Genomic DNA, 13389 nt, shown 5'->3' with positions numbered 1-13389 from the left:
CTCAGTCCTTCGGCGTCTCGACGATGACGGTGGTGGCCTTGACGACGGCCACGGCGAGGGAGCCCGGTTCGAGTCCGAGCTCACGGGCGGATTCGGCGGACATCAGCGAGACGACGCGATGCGGTCCTGCCTGGATGTCCACCTGGGCCATCACGCCGTCCAGTTGCACGCGCGTGACCAGGCCGACGAAGCGGTTGCGAGCGCTGGAGAGGACGTCGGTGGGATCCGCCGCCGCTGCGGCGAGCGCGACGGCGCGCTCCGCGAGCGCCGCTCCGGGGATCTCCGCGGGGCTTGCGTCGGTGACCGGCAGCACGCCCTGATCGATCCAGCGGCGCACGGTGTCGTCGCTGACGCCCAGGAGGCGGGCGGCGTGGGACACCTTGTAGTCACGCATGATGCCCACCATATCGCCGTATCCGCGGGGATTCCGGACCGATTCCTCCGCGGATGCCGATTTCGGCGTCATCCGCGACGCGCCCACGGCCGCCGCCCGCACCTTCCCGCCGGGCTCCGCGCAGCGGGAAGGGACAGCCCGGGCGCGACGTACGCGCTCTACGCTGAGATCATGCCCATCCCGCCGTTGGTCGAGCCCGTCGCCGCGCTCAGCCCCGCCGAGCGCGTCCGCACCGCACGGCACGCCGCCCTCGCCGGCTTCGGCGAGCTCGCGCAGCGCCGACTCGCCGCATCCCGCGTCGCCGTCGTCGGCGCGGGCGGACTCGGCTCCCCCGTCGTCCTCGCCCTCGCGGCCGCCGGGGTCGGCGAACTCGTGGTCATCGACGACGACGAGGTGGAGCAGTCGAACCTCCACCGGCAGGTGATGCACCGGCACTCCGACCTCGGCGCGGCCAAGGTCGACAGCGCCGTGCGGGTCGCCGCCGACCTCGCACCGGAGACGGTCGTGCGCACGGTCCGGGAGCGCCTGACCCCGGCCAACGCCCAGGAGCTGCTGCGGGGTGCGGACGTCGTGGTGGACGGCACGGACACGTTCGAGACGCGCGGTGCCGTGGCCGCAGCCACCGAGTCCCTCGGCGTCCCGCTGGTGTGGGGCACGCTGCAGGAGTTCGACGCACAGGTCACGGTGTTCTGGTCGGCACCGCCCGTCGGCGACCCGATCGTGCTCTCCGATCTGTACCCGCCGGACAGCGTCGGCGCGGTGCCCACCTGCGCCCAGGTCGGCGTGCTCGGGGCCCTCTGCCTCCAGGTGGGCGGGGTCCTCGCGATAGAGACGATCAAGCTCCTCACCGGAGTGGGCGAGCCGTTGCTCGGGCGCGTCCTGCTGATCGACAGTCTGCACGCCCGCCAGCACGAGATCCCACTGCACCCCGCGCACACCGTGGGCCGCGCCGCGGGAACGTCTCCGGCCGCCGTCGACGCGGACGCGCCCGCACCACCGCAGGTGACCCCGGATGAGCTGCCCGCACGGGTCGCAGCGGGAGCGGTGCTGCTCGATGTCCGGGAACCCGCGGAGACCTCCCTCGGCGTGATCCCCGGTTCCGTCCTCCGGCCACTGGGCGAGGTGCTGGCCGACCCCGCCGCCGCGGGTCCCGGACCCTTCGTCGTCGTCTGCCAGGCCGGGATCCGCGCCCAGCGCGCCGCCGCGGCCCTGCGGCGCACCGGCGCGTCCGCCGCGGTGCTGACCGGCGGCATCGAGGCGTGGACGCGCCGGAGCGGCGAGTGAACATGCCGCTCCGATCGGTCGAGGAGCACCTCGCACACGTCCTGACGCAGGTGACCCCCTGCACCCCGGAGGACCTCCCGTTGCCCGCGGCCCACGGACGCACGACCGCGGAGCCGGTGCGCGCCGCCGTCGACATCCCCGTGTTCGACAACTCGGCCATGGACGGGTTCGCGGTGCGGTTCGCCGACGTGGCGGCGGCGACCCCGGACCGCCCGGTCACGCTCCGGGTCGTGGCGGATCTCCCGGCCGGCACGGACCTCGACCCGGGGCTGTCCCGGGGCGAGGCGGCCCGCATCATGACCGGTTCCCCCGTGCCCACCGCCGCCGACGCCGTCGTCCCCTTCGAGGACACCGCGGGAGGACTCGCGGACTCGCTGCACGAGATCGAGGTCGTGCAGGCCCCGCGCGCTGCCGGCGCGCACATCCGCCGCCGCGCCGGCGACGCGGCGGCGGGCGGCGAGATCGTCCCCGTCGGCGTTCCGCTCGGTGCGCTCCAGCTCGCCGCCGCGGCCGCGGCCGGCGTCGCCGTCGTGCGCGTCTCCCGGCGCCCCCGTGTCGCAGTGGTGTCCACCGGGAGCGAGCTGGTGCCGCCGGGATCCGCGCTGCGACGGGGCCAGATCCCGGAATCGAACGGCGTTCTGCTGTCCGCCCTCGCGGATGAGGCCGGGGCGGAGGTCGTGCTGCGCACGAGCGTCGACGACACCGACACGGCCTTCCTGGCGGCGCTCGACGCCGCCGACGCCGCGGGCGCGGAGGTCGTCATCACCTCCGGCGGAGTGAGCGCGGGCGCCTACGAGGTGGTGAAGAACGTCCTGCAGGGCGGCGGGATCGGGTTCACCAAGGTCGCCATGCAGCCGGGGAAGCCGCAGGGGTTCGGGCGCCTGCCCGGTGGGGCGTTGCTGTTCGGCCTGCCGGGCAATCCGGTGAGCTCGGCCGTGTCGTTCGAAACGTTCGTGCGCCCCGCACTGCTGCGCATGCAGGGACGACGCGACATCCACCGGCCCGTCCTGCGTCTCATCGCCGCCACCGGATGGCGCACCCCGGCCGGCCGCCGGCAGTATCTCCCGGCGGCGATCGACCGTAGCGATCCGGGCGGGTGGACGGTGCGCCCGGCGACGTCGGGCGGGTCCGGGTCGCACCTGGCGGGCGGACTGGCCCGGGCCGAGGCATACGCCGTGGTCCCCGCGGAGGTCGAGGCCGTCGCACCCGGCGACCTCGTCGATGTCATGCTGGTCTCATGAGTTTCACCCATCTGGATGCGGCCGGCCACGCCCGGATGGTCGACGTCACCGCGAAGCAGCCCACTGTGCGTTCGGCCACCGCCCGCGGTTTCGTGCGCTGTGCGCCCGAGGTCGTCGGGGCACTGCGGGACGGCAGCGTGCCGAAGGGCGACGTCCTCGCCGTCGCGCGCATCGCCGGCATCCAGGCGGCGAAGCACACCCCGACGCTGCTCCCCCTCGCCCACGTCATCGGGGTGCATGGCGTCGTCGTCGACCTCGCAGTGGTCGACACCGGCGTGGAGATCGAGGCGACCGTGCGCACCGCGGATCGCACCGGCGTCGAGATGGAGGCCCTGACCGCGGTCTCGGTCGCCGCTCTCACGGTCGTCGACATGGTGAAGTCGCTCGACAAGGGGACCGCGATCGACGCCGTGCGGATCGTGCGCAAGGAGGGTGGGAAGTCCGGCACCTGGACGCGCCCCGGCGAGCGATGAAGCCCAGCCTCGGCGCCATCCTGCTGGCCGGCGGCCGGGCCACCCGCCTCGGCGGCGCCGTCAAGCCCCTGCTGGAGATCGGCGGGGAGACGATCCTGGCCCGCACCGTCGCTGCCGTCCGGGCGGCGGGAGCCGCCTCCGTCACCGTCGCGGGCCCTGCGACCGACCTGATCACCGATGTCCGGTGGGTGCGTGAGGAGCCGGAGTTCTCCGGCCCTGCGGCCGCGATCGCCGCGGCACTGACGGCGAGCGATCCCGCCGTCGATCCGGAGTGGGTGCTCGTGCTGGCGTGCGACCTGGTGCATCCGGACCGGGTCGTACCGCTGCTGGTCGCCGATCTGCCCCTGCTTCCGGCGGACACCGAGGGGCTGTGCCTGGGCGACGCCTCCTCCCGTCCGCAGTGGCTCACCGCCGTCTACCGCACCGCTGCACTCCGCCGCACCGCCGCGTCCCTCCCCGACGGCGGACGGGGCGCGCCGGTGCACGCGCTGATCGACGATCTGGCGATCGCCGTCCTCCCCGTCGAGGACCGCCTCGTCCGCGACATCGACACGTGGGAGGATCTGGAGGAGGCGCGCCGGGATTCCGCGCGCGACCTGTCCGCCATCGACGCCGAGGAGGATTCCCCGTGACCGAGCACCTGCCCCCGGAGGCCCTGGACGAGTGGGCGGACGCGGTCCGCGAACGCCTCGGACTGGGGCCGGACGATCTGCCGATCTCCCTGATCCTCGATCTCGCGGCCGTGGTGGCACGCGGCGTCGCCCGCCCCGCCGCCCCGTTCAGCGCCTTCGCCGCCGGTCTTGCGGCCGGTCGTGCCGGCGGATCCCCCGAGCAGGTGCGTGAGGCTGTCGCCGCGCTCAGCGACCTCGCGGGCGACTGGAGGTCCTGATGGCACGGGTACGTTACTTCGCCGCCGCCGAGGAGATGGCGGGCCGCGCCGAGGAGACGCGCACCGAGCGCACGCTCGGCGACCTCCGTCGCGCGCTCGCGCAGGAACGTCCGGGTCTCGGCGGTATCCTGCCCCGCTGCGCGGTCCTCGTGGGCGGGTCCCGGACGGATGACGATGCCGTGCTCGCCGAGGACACCCTCGTCGACGTGCTGCCGCCGTTCGCCGGAGGCTGACCCGCTCTCCTCCGGCCGGTCGCCGCCATCCGGCCCTCCGGTCAGCCGCCGAGGCCCTTCCATGCCGTCGTGCCGTCCGCCTCGACCTGGCGCTTCCACACCGGCAGTTCCCGCTTGATCGCCTCGATGACCTCGCGGCACACCGTGAACGCCTCGTCCCGGTGACCGCTGGCGACGGCGATGACGACCGCCGCGTCCCCCACCTGCAGGCGTCCGACGCGGTGGCTGACCGCGACCACGGCACCGGTGTCCCCGGCCGCCCGTTCCGCGAGCGACCTGAGCCCCGCTTCGGCGTCGGGGTGTGCGGAGTACTCGAGGGCGACCACACGGGTCGCCGCATCCGGGTCGTTGTCCCGGACCCGCCCGAGGAAGGTCGTGACCGCCCCCGATGCCTCGTCGTCGACGGCGCGCAGGTGCTCCTCGAGATCGAGCGGTTGGGTGCTGATCCGGGCGATCGCAACAGGCATCAGTGGTCTCCTCCGGCGAGCTGGTCGATGACGTGTGCGGCGACGGCGAGGACGACGGGCATGCCGGATGCGACGGCAGCGGGCTTTCCCGGCAGGTTCACCACCAGGGCGCCCGCGGTGACGCCCGCCCGCCCGCGGGTGAGCAGGCCGGCCGGCTTCTCCGCACCGCTGCGACGGCGCAGCTCCTCGGCGATGCCGGGGAGGTCCCGTTCGATCACGCGATCCGTTCCCTCCGGGGTCTGATCGCGGGGTGAGACCCCCGTCCCCCCTGTGGTGATCACGAGCACGGCACCCGCGGCGAGGGCCGCGCGCAGCGCCCCCTCGACGCTGTCGGCGCCGTCGGGGACGACGACGGCGTCCGCGCACTCCCAGCCCGCGCCCCGGAGCAGGGCGACGCCGACGGGTCCCGAGCCGTCCTCGCGCAGCCCGGCCGCGGTCCGGTCGGACACCGTGATCATCGCCGCACGCCGCATCCTCTCACCCTATTGCCCGGCACCCGGGCGCTGCTCGGCGGCGGCCGTGATGCGCGTCGCCATGCCGGGGAAGATGAGCGCGTGGAACGGCAGCACCAGCAGCCAGTACAGGCGGCCCGCGAGACCGCGGGGGAAGAACACCGCCCGCTGCTCGTAGCGTGTGCCGTCCCCGTCCGGCACCGCACCGAGCTCCAGCCAGGCGAGCCCGGGCACCTTCATCTCCGCCCGCAGGCGCAGCATCCGGCCGGGTTCCACCGCCTCGACCCGCCAGAAGTCGATGGCGTCGCCGACGGAGGCGGAACTGCGGCTACGGCGCCCGCGCCGGAGCCCCACACCGCCGATGATCCGGTCCATCCAGCCGCGCACCGCCCACAGCCACGGCGTGGAGTACCAGCCGTTCTCTCCGCCGATGCCGATGACCACCCGCCACACGTCCGCGGGGGGTGCTGTGGTGTGCACCGTCCGCGTATCGGTGAAGACGGTGCGCCCCGCCCAGTCGGGGTCGCTCGGCAGTGGGTCGCTCGGCAGGCCGGACACCTCGGCGTCCTGCCAGCTGGTCTCGACGTCATCCGCATCGACGCGACCGAGCGCGAGCTGGACGGCCCGCCGATAGGGGGTGAGCCCGCCCTCGGGAGGCGGGATGAGCTCGTCGACCGATCGGTCCTTCACGATGCACTCGTTCTCGAGCGAGGCGATGAGCGGCCGGGCGATGGCGCGCGGTACCGGGGTGACCAGGTTCACCCAGTGCGAGGCCAGGCCTGGTGTGAGCACCGGCAGCGACGCGATGGCCCGCTGCCGGAGTCCCGCCTCCACGGCGTACCCGTTCATCATCTGCCCGTAGCGGGGGGCATCCGGACCGCCGATGTCGACCGCACGGTTCACCTGCGGATCGACCCGGGCCGCGCCCAGGAGATAGTGCAGCACGTCGCGCACCGCGATGGGCTGGACGCGGTTGCGCACCCACCGGGGTGCGGGCATGTACGGCAGCACCTCGGTGAGGTGCCGGATCATCTCGAAGGACGCCGAACCCGATCCGATCACGACCCCCGCCTGCAGCACGATCGCGGGGACGGAGCTGTCCAGGAACACCTCGCCCACCTCGACCCTCGAACGCAGGTGCGGCGACAGCGCGACGCCCTCCGGGTGCAGCCCGCCGAGGTAGACGATCCGGGACACGGACGCCGCTTCCGCCGCGGCGGCCACCGCCCGGGCCGCCGCCAGGTCCGCCTCTTCGAAACCGGCGCCGGCACCCATCGAGTGGATCAGGTAGAAGACGACGTCGACGTCCGCCGTCGCCGTCGCGACCGCCTCCGGATCGGCGGCCGAACCCTCGACGACCTCCACCTCGCTCCCCCACGGGAATGCCGCGGCCCGCGCCGGATCGCGCGCCAGGACCCGCACCCGGTACCCCGCCGAGAGCAGCCGGGGGGTCAGCCGTCCGCCGATGTACCCGGTCGCGCCGAGGACCAGCGCCCGCGGCGCGGTGCCGTCCGCGCGTGGCACCGCCCGCAGCGCGCTCTCCCGACCGGTGGGGGTGGTCAGCTGGGTCATACCGCGACGCTACGCCACATTCCACCGGGGTGGACACGCCCCGGGAGACGGACTCCCGGGGTATGCGGGCAGGCTTCCGCGGACATCGATCAGGCCGGGACGCGTGCCTCCAGCCGCACGATCACGGACTTCGACGTGGGCGTGTTGCTGACATCCGCCACGGACTCCAGCGGGACGAGCACATTCGTCTCCGGGTAGTAGGCCGCCGCGTTGCCCTGCGGCGTCGAGTATCCGACGATCCGGAACTCCCGTGCGCGGCGCTCCTCGACCGAGCCGTCGGCGCGGGTCCACTCCGAGACCAGGTCCACGATCTCACCGTCCGCGAAACCGAGCGCGGCGATGTCGTCCGGGTTCACCAGCACCACCCGGCGGCCGTCGTGGATGCCGCGGTAGCGGTCGTCCTTGCCGTAGATCGTGGTGTTGTACTGGTCGTGCGACCGGATCGTCTGCAGCAGGAGGCGACCTTCCGGGATCCGCGGGTACTCCAGCGGATTGACGGTGAACTGCGCCTTCCCATCGCTCGTGGCGAACCGGCGTTCGTCGCGGGGGCCGTTGGGCAGGAAGAAGGTCCGGCCCTTGGCGATGCGCTCCTCATAGTCGTCGAAACCGGGAATCACGTTCTCGATGTGCGTGCGGATGAGGGCGTAGTCCTGCTCGAGTGCCTTCCAGTCGGCCCGGGGCACGTTGGCCGGATCCGCCACGACGACCCTGTCGGTGCCGCCGGACTCCTCCGCCGCGGTCCGCTCGACCTGGTCGCGGTCCACATCGCCCGTGTGCGAGGGAGTGGCCGAGGGCCGGGTCCCGGCCTCCGACCCGAAGAGCATCTCGCACAGCCGCGCGACGATCGCGACTTCGCTCAGCATGTCCTCGGCGGGCGGCGCGAGCCGCCCGCGTGACGAGTGCACAGCACCCATGGAGTCCTCGACGGACACCCGCTGGTCGGTGCTCCCCCGGCGGTCGCGGTCGGTCCGGCCCAGGGTGGGCAGGATGATCGCCCGCCGGCCCGTCATCACGTGCGAGCGGTTCAGCTTGGTGGAGACCTGGACCGTGAGGTCGAGCTTCGCCATCCCGCGCTCGACGACCTCGGTGTCGGGGGTGGCGCTGACGAAGTTGCCGCCCATGGCCATGAAGAAGCGTGCCCGTCCGGAGTCCATGGCCCGGATCGCCTCCACGGTGTCATGCCCGTGTTCGCGGGGCGCCGCGAAGGAGAACTCCGCATCCAGTGCGTCCAGGAACGCATCGGACGGCTTCTCGTAGATGCCCATCGTGCGGTCGCCCTGCACGTTGGAGTGTCCGCGCACGGGGCACACGCCCGCGCCGGGACGGCCGATGTTGCCCTGCAGCAGCAGCATGTTCACGACTTCGCGGAGCATCGGCACGGAGTGCTTGTGCTGCGTGAGCCCCATCGCCCAGCACACGATCGTCGACGGTGACGTGCGTACCGCCTCGCCGATCTCCCGCAACTCCGTCTCGCTGAGACCCGAGGCGACCTCGAGATCGGCCCAGTCGAGCTCCGCCATGGCCTTCGCGTAGTCGGCGTACCCGCTCGTGTGGGCGGCGATGAACGCGTGGTCCAGCACGCCGCCGGAGCGCTCCTCGGCCTCGAGCAGGTGCTTGCCGATCGCCTGGAACAGCGCCTGATCGCCGCCCAGCCGGATCTGCACGAACCGGTCCGCGATGGGCGTTCCGCCGAGGATGACGCCGCGCACCGTCTGCGGGTTCTCGAATCGCAGCAGACCTGCCTCCGGGAGCGGGTTCACCGCGATGACCTTCGCACCGTTCTGCTTGGCCTTCTCCAGCGCGCTCAGCATGCGCGGGTGGTTGGTCCCGGGGTTCTGCCCGGCCACGATGAGCAGCTTCGCCGACCAGATGTCCTCCAGCGAGACGGTGCCCTTGCCGATGCCGATCGTCTCGGTCAGCGCCGACCCGGAGGATTCGTGGCACATGTTCGAGCAGTCCGGCAGGTTGTTCGTGCCGACCCCGCGCACGAGCAGCTGGTAGAGGAACGCCGCTTCGTTGGAGGTGCGGCCGGAGGTGTAGAAGATCGCCTCATCCGGGTCGTCGAGGGACAGGATGGCGTCGGCCACCGCCCGGAGCGCATCGTCCCAGGAGATCGGACGGTAGTGCGTGTCCCCCTCCTCGAGCATCATCGGATGTGTCAGGCGCCCCTGCTGCCCCAGCCACCAGTCGTCGTGGCCGCGCAGGTCCTCGAGCGAGTGGGCGGCGAAGAACTCCGGGCCGATCCGGCGCACCGTGGCCTCCTCGGCCACCGCCTTCGCACCGTTCTCGCAGAACTCGGCCATGTGGCGGTGCGCCGGGTCGGGCCACGCGCACCCCGGGCAGTCGAACCCGTCCTTCTGGTTGACCTGCAGCAGCGTCCGCGCGGACCGCACCGGGCCCATCTGCTCCATCGACATCTTCAGTGCATGCAGCACTGCAGGCACGCCGACGGCGGTCTTCTTCGGTCCCGAGACGGTCAGCGCGGACTCGTCGATGTCTGAGATCGGAGGCTTCGTCACCATGCTCCGATCGTAGGCCCCCCGCGGCCCACCCGGCTCCGCTATCACAGCAGATGGAAGACCGCGACCCTCGGCGTCGTCGCCATCTGGTTCCGGTTGCGGATCCCCGAGACGCCGGGTTTCGAGGCGATCACCCGTGCGAAGGACGCCCCACGCGATCGGTGACGGCGCCGCCCCGCGTGCGTTCCCGGTTCAGCCATCCGGCCAGGACCGCCACGCATACGAGCACCATCCCGACCCCCACCAGCACTCCGCCCAGGGTGTCACTGAGCCAGTGGGCGTGCAGATAGGTGCGGCTGAAGGCCATGGTGATCACCCAGAGCGCCCCCACCCCGACCGTCCACAACCGCGGGAGCAGCACCACCAGCACGGCGGCGAGCGTGGCGGCGTTCGCCGCGTGGCCGGAGGGGAAGGAGCCGTAATCGCTGCTGATGAGGATGTCTTCGGGCCGCGCCCGCCCGAAGGAGTTCTTCAGCACCTGCACCGCGAGGGCGCTGAGGGCGACCGCCATCACGAAGAACACCGCGGAGCGGGGCCGGCGCAGGATCAGCAGGAGAGCGACCACCGCCACCGGGACGATCAGCGAGCTGAGCAGGACCCCGCCCGCGACGTTCATGAACTGCGAAAGACCCGTGAACGGCGCCGAGTCCACGCCGGCGAGCAGGGTGTTCCACGCCGCATCCACGGTGAACGGTTCGTTCTCGCGCGAGTAGATCCACCAGCCCAACAGGATCGCGAGCGCGAGGAGGACGGCCCCCGTCACGCCGAGGACGAGGGCGTGACGGCGGGAGACGGATGGTGAGGTCATCGGCCCATTCTCTCCGGCCGATCGGGTACCGGCCCCGTTATGGACGGATCTTGCGTCAGGGGGCGAGCTGTGCCACCGTCCGGGGGCGGACGACCGCCCACAGTGCCACGACCGCCACGACACCGCATCCGACCATCACGATGGCCATCGTGGTCGCCGTGATGCCGTCGCCCTCGGCGATCAGTCCCACGAGGGGCGAGATCACCGCGGCGACGCCGAAGTTCGTGGCGCCGATGATCGACTGCGCGGTGCCCGCCGCGTTGCCGTGCCGGTCGAGGGCCAGCACCTGGACGCAGGGCGTGGTGAATCCGCACGCGGTCATGAAGAAGAAGAGCGGGATGACCGTGCCCCAGAGCCCCAGCCCCAGCTGGTCGGCGACGATGATCGCGGCGGAGGCGATCACGAGCGCGGCGGTCGAGTAGGCCAGCACCCACTGCGGCCCGTACCGCGCGGCGAGCCGCGACGCGAGCTGCACACCCAGCACCACCCCGACCGAGTTGGCGGCGAACAGCAGTCCGTACTGCTGCGCGTCGAACCCGAAGCTCTGCTGGAACAGGAAGGAGGATGCGGAGAGGTAGGAGAACAGGCCGCTGAAGGCCATTCCGCCGATGATCAGGACGCCGATGAAGACGCGGTCCCCGAGCACGCTTCGGTACCGCTCCCAGACCGTCGTGGCGCCACGGTCCCGGCGGCGGGCGGGCGGCAGCGTCTCCGGGATGTAGACGGCCGCACCGATCAGCATGACGACGCCGTAGAGCGCGAGCACGAGGAACAGCCCCCGCCAGGGCATCACCCCGAGAAGCCACGATCCGAACAGGGGCGCGACGATGGGCGCGACGCCGGACACGAGCGCGAGACGCGACAGCATCTGCACGAGCCGACGACCGCCGAAGAGGTCACGGACGACCGCCGCCGCGACGACGCCTCCGGCGGCGGCGCCGGCCCCCATGAGGACGCGCGTGATGCCGAGCAGGAGCAGGTCGGGCGCGTACGCCGCGGCCGCGCTCGCCACGACGTGCAGCGCGGTGACGGCCAGGAGCGGCACCCGGCGGCCGACCTTGTCGCTGAGCGGACCGACGATGAGCTGCCCGAGGGCGAATCCCAGCATCGTGCCGGTGAGCGTCAGCTGGATCATCGCCGCCGAGGTCTGGAAGTCGTCCTCCAGGATCGGGAACGCCGGCAGGTACAGGTCGATCGTGAACGGACCGAGCGCGGTGAGCGCGCCGAGCAGCACGATGTAGAGGACCCGGCGACGGGTCGACATGGCGTCCCCGGGATGCAGCACGATGGGCGCCGTCCGGGGGTTCGTTCCGAGCGTGCGGATGGCGCCGGTCGCGCTGGTGTGGTGCGTGCGGATGGAGCCGGTGGCGGTGCGCTCGGGCTCACGGGGCGCTGCCGGAGCGTCCGGGGTGACGGGAACGGGGGATGTTTCGGGCACGATGCGAGAAGACCTCGATCCGGTGGGAGGGACGCGGGACACACGGCGACGGGGCGGTGATCGCGACGGGGCCGACCCTCGAAACGATTCGAGCGGCCTGACCATGTTAGTGCCCACCGGCGCCGGAGTCGACGACCCGGCCATCGGCGCTCTCCCAGCACGCGCTCCATGCGCTCGCATAGGCTCGCAGGTGCCGACGGTTCCCGCTCGGCACCGCCCGAACGCGGCACCGACCGCACCGAACCGAGGACGCACGTCACATGACCCCGACGCCCGAGAAGCGCCAGAGCGGCAACCCGGCAACGCAGGCCCAGATCGCCCAGACCGCGAAGCAGCAGCGCGAGCAGCGACGCCAGGAGAAGCTGGCCGAGTACCAGCGCCAGACCGCGCGGCGCAGGCGCAGCAAGCTCCTCTGGTGGGTGGTCGGTTCCGCCGCCGCGGTGGTCGTCGTCGCCGTCGTGGTCGCCTCGATCGTCTTCACCCCCAAGCCCGTCAGCTACGGCGCGTTCGATTCCGCCGGCGCGACGATCGAGGGCGTCGAGACGTTCGAGAACGTCACCACCCACACCGAGGAACCCGTCGACTATGACCAGACGCCGCCCGCCGGCGGTCCGCACAGCTCCTACTGGCTGAACTGCGGCATCTACGACCAGGCGGTCCCCGACGAGAACGCGGTGCATTCCATGGAGCACGGCGCCGTCTGGGTCACCTACGACCCCGCGCGGGTCGATGACGACGACCTCGCGGCACTGCGTGCGCAGTTCCCGTCGTCCTACACCCTGATGTCCCCGTACGACGGACTGGACTCCCCCATCGTCCTCAGCGCCTGGAACGCCCAGCTGAAGATCGACGACGCCGGCGACAGCCGCATCCCGGAGTTCTTCGAGGAGTACTGGCGCAGCCAGAACTCGCCCGAGCCGAACGCCCTGTGCAGCGGCGGCGTGGACGCTCCTGGCCGGCAGTGACCCCGTGACCGAGGACGCCGCCCGCCCCCGACGCTGGGCGCTGATCGTGCTCGCCGCGGTGGGCGTGGCGGCGCTCGCCTTCGCGATCGGACGTTTCACGATGTTCGGGAACGCGGCGCCGACGCCGAACGCCGCGGATGCCGGGTTCGCCCGCGACATGCAGACCCACCACGCCCAGGCGGTCGAGATGGCGATGACCATCCACCGCGGCACCGCGGACGAGCAGATCCGCGCGCTCTCGTACGACATCGCGACCGGTCAGGCCGCCCAGCGCGGCGAGATGTTCGACTGGCTCGTGCAGTGGGGGCTGCCGCAGACGGGCGACACCATGGCATGGATGAGCGGGCCGGACGGGCATGATCACGCCGGCGGCACCGAGGAGCAGGACGTGCTCGCGGCCATGGGGATGGCGAGCGCCGCCGAGCTGGCGGAGCTCGACGCCGCGACCGGCACGGCGGCCGACTGCCTGTTCCTCGATCTCATGATCCGACACCACGCCGGCGCGCTGACGATGACGGAGGCGGTGCTCGAGCGGGGCAGCGTCCCCCGGGTCCTGCAGGTCGCACAGACCATGCAGACCAATCAAGGCGCGGAGATCGACGCGATGGAGTCCATCCGGGAGAGGCTGGGCTGCACGGGCTGAGGGAACTCCCG

15 protein-coding genes are annotated in these 13389 nt (G+C 72.3%); 8 read left to right on the top strand and 7 right to left on the bottom strand.

Going from position 1 to position 13389, the window contains the following annotated elements:
* Window position 1 precedes the first annotated feature (1 nt).
* Complete coding sequence (locus F6J84_RS03500) at window positions 2-394, bottom strand: TOBE domain-containing protein (protein WP_150971419.1); 393 nt, start codon at window positions 392-394, stop codon at window positions 2-4.
* A gap of 171 nt (window positions 395-565) precedes the next feature.
* Between F6J84_RS03500 and F6J84_RS03495 the strand changes: the two genes are divergently transcribed.
* Genes F6J84_RS03495 through F6J84_RS03470 form a run of 6 tightly spaced genes read left to right on the top strand, consistent with a single transcriptional unit; the run spans window position 566 to window position 4514 of the window.
* A complete protein-coding gene (locus F6J84_RS03495; protein ID WP_150971416.1) occupies window positions 566-1678 on the top strand; it encodes a ThiF family adenylyltransferase in 1113 nt (370 codons plus the stop codon).
* Between the two features lie 2 nt (window positions 1679-1680).
* Window positions 1681-2919: a molybdopterin molybdotransferase MoeA gene (locus F6J84_RS03490; protein WP_150971414.1), complete on the top strand. Its 1239-nt coding sequence runs from the start codon at window positions 1681-1683 to the stop codon at window positions 2917-2919.
* On the top strand, window positions 2916-3392 hold the full coding sequence (gene moaC, locus F6J84_RS03485; protein ID WP_150971412.1) for a cyclic pyranopterin monophosphate synthase MoaC: 477 nt from the start codon (window positions 2916-2918) through the stop codon (window positions 3390-3392). The genes F6J84_RS03490 and moaC overlap by 4 nt, the downstream gene beginning before the upstream one ends.
* Window positions 3389-4024: a molybdenum cofactor guanylyltransferase gene (gene mobA / locus F6J84_RS03480; RefSeq protein ID WP_150971410.1), complete on the top strand. Its 636-nt coding sequence runs from the start codon at window positions 3389-3391 to the stop codon at window positions 4022-4024. Before moaC ends, mobA begins: the two co-directional genes overlap by 4 nt.
* Complete coding sequence (locus F6J84_RS03475) at window positions 4021-4281, top strand: DUF6457 domain-containing protein (protein ID WP_150971408.1); 261 nt, start codon at window positions 4021-4023, stop codon at window positions 4279-4281. The genes mobA and F6J84_RS03475 overlap by 4 nt, the downstream gene beginning before the upstream one ends.
* A complete protein-coding gene (locus tag F6J84_RS03470; RefSeq protein WP_150971406.1) occupies window positions 4281-4514 on the top strand; it encodes a MoaD/ThiS family protein in 234 nt (77 codons plus the stop codon). Before F6J84_RS03475 ends, F6J84_RS03470 begins: the two co-directional genes overlap by 1 nt.
* Window positions 4515-4555: 41 nt before the next feature.
* Here the strand turns inward: F6J84_RS03470 and F6J84_RS03465 are convergent, their stop codons facing one another.
* The 6 genes from F6J84_RS03465 to F6J84_RS03440 all read right to left on the bottom strand — a co-directional run bounded on the left by F6J84_RS03465 (window position 4556) and on the right by F6J84_RS03440 (window position 11770).
* The gene (locus tag F6J84_RS03465) at window positions 4556-4984 is read right to left on the bottom strand and encodes a molybdenum cofactor biosynthesis protein MoaE (RefSeq protein ID WP_150974660.1); all 429 of its coding nucleotides are present in this window, start codon (window positions 4982-4984) and stop codon (window positions 4556-4558) included.
* Window positions 4981-5454: a MogA/MoaB family molybdenum cofactor biosynthesis protein gene (locus F6J84_RS03460; protein WP_150971405.1), complete on the bottom strand. Its 474-nt coding sequence runs from the start codon at window positions 5452-5454 to the stop codon at window positions 4981-4983. The genes F6J84_RS03465 and F6J84_RS03460 overlap by 4 nt, the downstream gene beginning before the upstream one ends.
* A gap of 9 nt (window positions 5455-5463) precedes the next feature.
* Window positions 5464-7005 carry an SDR family oxidoreductase gene (locus F6J84_RS03455; RefSeq protein ID WP_150971403.1) on the bottom strand — a complete coding sequence of 514 codons (1542 nt, stop codon included), beginning with the start codon at window positions 7003-7005 and terminating at the stop codon, window positions 5464-5466.
* 89 nt (window positions 7006-7094) lie between these two features.
* The gene (locus F6J84_RS03450; RefSeq protein ID WP_150971401.1) at window positions 7095-9527 is read right to left on the bottom strand and encodes an FdhF/YdeP family oxidoreductase; all 2433 of its coding nucleotides are present in this window, start codon (window positions 9525-9527) and stop codon (window positions 7095-7097) included.
* Window positions 9528-9654: 127 nt separating this feature from the next.
* Entirely contained in the window at window positions 9655-10332 is a 678-nt protein-coding gene (locus F6J84_RS03445) for a phosphatase PAP2 family protein (RefSeq protein ID WP_150971399.1), read from the bottom strand.
* Between the two features lie 55 nt (window positions 10333-10387).
* Window positions 10388-11770 carry a multidrug effflux MFS transporter gene (locus F6J84_RS03440; protein WP_238702580.1) on the bottom strand — a complete coding sequence of 461 codons (1383 nt, stop codon included), beginning with the start codon at window positions 11768-11770 and terminating at the stop codon, window positions 10388-10390.
* A 260-nt stretch (window positions 11771-12030) separates the two neighbouring features.
* Here F6J84_RS03440 and F6J84_RS03435 point away from each other — a divergent pair, with 260 nt between their 5' ends.
* Window positions 12031-12735, top strand: coding sequence for a DUF3105 domain-containing protein (locus F6J84_RS03435; protein WP_150971395.1), 705 nt, complete (start codon window positions 12031-12033; stop codon window positions 12733-12735).
* A 4-nt stretch (window positions 12736-12739) separates the two neighbouring features.
* The gene (locus F6J84_RS03430; RefSeq protein ID WP_238702579.1) at window positions 12740-13378 is read left to right on the top strand and encodes a DUF305 domain-containing protein; all 639 of its coding nucleotides are present in this window, start codon (window positions 12740-12742) and stop codon (window positions 13376-13378) included.
* Window positions 13379-13389: the final 11 nt, after the last annotated feature.

It is taken from the genome of Microbacterium caowuchunii, assembly GCF_008727755.1.
Lineage (GTDB): Bacteria > Actinomycetota > Actinomycetes > Actinomycetales > Microbacteriaceae > Microbacterium > Microbacterium caowuchunii.
This window is presented reverse-complemented; position numbering and strand designations above follow the sequence as displayed.

Bases quoted from the DNA above. Each gene is read 5' to 3' on its own strand.
- F6J84_RS03490 (WP_150971414.1), top strand. From the start codon at position 1,681: ATGCCGCTCCGATCGGTCGAGGAGCACCTCGCACACGTCCTGACGCAG.
- F6J84_RS03500 (WP_150971419.1), bottom strand. From the start codon at position 394: ATGCGTGACTACAAGGTGTCCCACGCCGCCCGCCTCCTGGGCGTCAGC.
- F6J84_RS03470 (WP_150971406.1), top strand. From the start codon at position 4,281: ATGGCACGGGTACGTTACTTCGCCGCCGCCGAGGAGATGGCGGGCCGC.
- F6J84_RS03460 (WP_150971405.1), bottom strand. From the start codon at position 5,454: ATGCGGCGTGCGGCGATGATCACGGTGTCCGACCGGACCGCGGCCGGG.
- F6J84_RS03435 (WP_150971395.1), top strand. From the start codon at position 12,031: ATGACCCCGACGCCCGAGAAGCGCCAGAGCGGCAACCCGGCAACGCAG.
- F6J84_RS03495 (WP_150971416.1), top strand. From the start codon at position 566: ATGCCCATCCCGCCGTTGGTCGAGCCCGTCGCCGCGCTCAGCCCCGCC.
- moaC (WP_150971412.1), top strand. From the start codon at position 2,916: ATGAGTTTCACCCATCTGGATGCGGCCGGCCACGCCCGGATGGTCGAC.
- mobA (WP_150971410.1), top strand. From the start codon at position 3,389: ATGAAGCCCAGCCTCGGCGCCATCCTGCTGGCCGGCGGCCGGGCCACC.
- F6J84_RS03455 (WP_150971403.1), bottom strand. From the start codon at position 7,005: ATGACCCAGCTGACCACCCCCACCGGTCGGGAGAGCGCGCTGCGGGCG.
- F6J84_RS03450 (WP_150971401.1), bottom strand. From the start codon at position 9,527: ATGGTGACGAAGCCTCCGATCTCAGACATCGACGAGTCCGCGCTGACC.
- F6J84_RS03445 (WP_150971399.1), bottom strand. From the start codon at position 10,332: ATGACCTCACCATCCGTCTCCCGCCGTCACGCCCTCGTCCTCGGCGTG.